Raw genomic sequence first — 2,420 nt, 5'->3', positions numbered from 1 at the left:
CGTGCGGTCTCGCATGCCGGTGACTTGCAGGGCCTGGCCAGGCTGCGCGCAGGTTTGCGGCAGCAAGTACTGGACTCACCCATCTTCGATGCGCAGCGCTTTGCCGGCCACTTCGAGGCCGCCCTGCGCGGCATGTGGCAATTGTGGTGCGAGCAGAATTCCATAATCGCCACAGCAGGATGAAGAGAACAGCAATGGGAATATTTGACAGATTTGTGCGGGGGGCGCGTGCTGCCGAAAAAGCAGATGCGCAAGTTGCGCCGGGTCCAGGTCCGGATCCGGGTTTGAGCGCCGATGACCTGCTTGCACGGGGCTTGGAACTTGAGCAGCAAGGGCGACCGGAAGAGGCTTTGCGGCGCTATGACGAGGCGATTGCCCTGGCGCCCGACTTTGCCCGGGCGCACTTCAACCGGGGCACCATACTGCTTGACCGGGGCGATGCACAGGATGCACTGGAGGCGTTTGCCAAGGCCGTGCAGTACAAACCGGACTCAGCCGGTGCCCACTTCAACATCGGATCCGCCCACGCACGGCTGGCTCAGCATGAGGCGGCAGCGCGGGCCTACCGCCAGGCGCTCGCATTCAAGCCGGAGTTCGTGGAAGCGGAGGTCGCCCTGGGAACGACTCTGGAGGAGCTGGGGCAGGATGAAGCAGCCGTGGAGAGCTATCGCCGCGCCTTGAAGATCAAGCCGGACCACGCCCAAGCCCATGAAAAACGGGCCGACCTCCTGAAACGGCTTGGGCGCTCCAGTGAGGTGGCTGACGCTTACCGCCAGATGCTGGAACTCGATCCCGACAATGTGGACTGGCTCAACAATCTGGGAGCCGTCCAGAGAAAACAGGGCCGGTTCAAGGATGCCGCCGCGAGTTTCCGCCGGGCGGCCGCGGCAGACCCGGAAAATGCCTTGGCCTACAACAACCTGGGCGCCACCCAACGTACATTGGGGCAGCTGACGGATGCGGCGGAGAGCTACCGCCGGGCGCTGGAGATCCAGCCGAACTTCATCGAGGCTCACCACAACTTGGGAAATCTTCTTTCAGAATTGGGGCAAGCCGAGCTCTCTGTGTCGAGCTACCGCCAAGCACTTGCGATCAATCCCGATTTCGCCGAATCGCTCACCGCCATGGGCGCGGTTTTCCAGTCACAGGGGCAGTTCGACGAGGCCGTTGAATGCCACCGGCGGGCGTTGACCATCAAGCCTGATTACGCGCAGGCCCACAGCAATCTCGGAAATGCCCTGCAAGATCTTGGACAGCTTGAAAGCTCTCTGGAGAGCACCCGCCGCGCACTGGAATTCCAGCCGGACTTCACGGAAGCCCACAACAACCTGCTCTTCGTGCACAACTACCTGGCAGATCAACCCGTTGCGCACTTGTTGGCCCAGGCCAATCGGTTTGGGAACATCATCGCCCGCCACGCCCGGCCGGCGCAGGCCTGGGACAACACGCCGGACTCCCGGCGCCGCCTGCGGGTGGGTGTGGTGTCCGGGGATCTTTGCATTCACCCGGTGGGCTATTTTCTGGATGCGGTTGTGGCGGCGATAAAAACCAGCGCCACCTCGCTGGAACTGTTCGCCTATCCCACACGCACCTGCGATGACGAACTGAGCCAGCGGCTGAAGGCCTGCTGCCGCGCGTGGCGCCCTTTGGTCGGACTTTCCGATGAGCATGCGGCCGGGCTGATACGCGAAGACGGCATCGACATCCTGATCGACCTTTCAGGGCATACCGCGCACAACCGCCTGCCCGTATTCGCCTGGAAACCCGCGCCGGTGCAACTGTCCTGGCTGGGCTATTTCGCAACCACCGGGGTGCAAGCCATAGATTACCTGCTGGCCGACCCCTGGACCTTGCCGGCCAGCGAGGAAGTCAACTTCACGGAGAAAATCTGGCGCCTGCCGGAGACCCGGCTGTGCTTCACGCCGCCCCCCTCGAACATTGCCGTCTCGCCGCTTCCGGCACTTTCCAACGGCCATGTCACCTTCGGTTGTTTCAACAATTTAACCAAGATGAATAGCGCCGTTGTGGCACTGTGGGCGCAAATATTGAAAGCCGTTCCGTCGAGCCGTCTGTTCCTCAAGGCCCGCCAGCTGATGCAGCCGTCCGCACGGCGCGAGGTCATGGATCGTTTCGCGGCTCACGGTATCGAACCTGGGCGACTGGTTCTGGAAAACTATGTTCCCCGGGAAAATTACCTGGCGGCTTATCAAAAGGTCGACATTGCGCTGGACCCTTTCCCTTACCCAGGTGGGACAACGACGATGGAAGCCTTGTGGATGGGCGTTCCCGTACTGACGCTGGCTGGTGAGCGGTTTTTGTCACGCCAAGGCGTCGGCCTGCTGATGAACGCCGGACTGCCCGAGTGGGTAGCGAAAGACCCCAACGACTATGTCGCCCGTGCGGTCTCGCATGCCGGTGAC

2 protein-coding genes are annotated in these 2,420 nt (G+C 62.1%); both read left to right on the top strand.

Features of this window, described 5'->3' with window-relative positions:
* A partial coding sequence (locus tag AC1D1F_RS24715) for a hypothetical protein (protein ID WP_477700884.1) occupies positions 1–183 on the top strand: 183 nt, incomplete at its 5' end.
* Between the two features lie 101 nt (positions 184–284).
* Positions 285–2,420, top strand: a 2,136-nt coding sequence (locus AC1D1F_RS24710) for a tetratricopeptide repeat protein (protein WP_477700883.1), incomplete at its 3' end; no start/stop codon positions are given.

The sequence above is a fragment of the Polaromonas sp. P1_H6 genome, from assembly GCF_056405195.1.
Note: the sequence above shows the minus strand (reverse complement) of the source record. Positions and strands in the feature narration are given on the sequence as shown.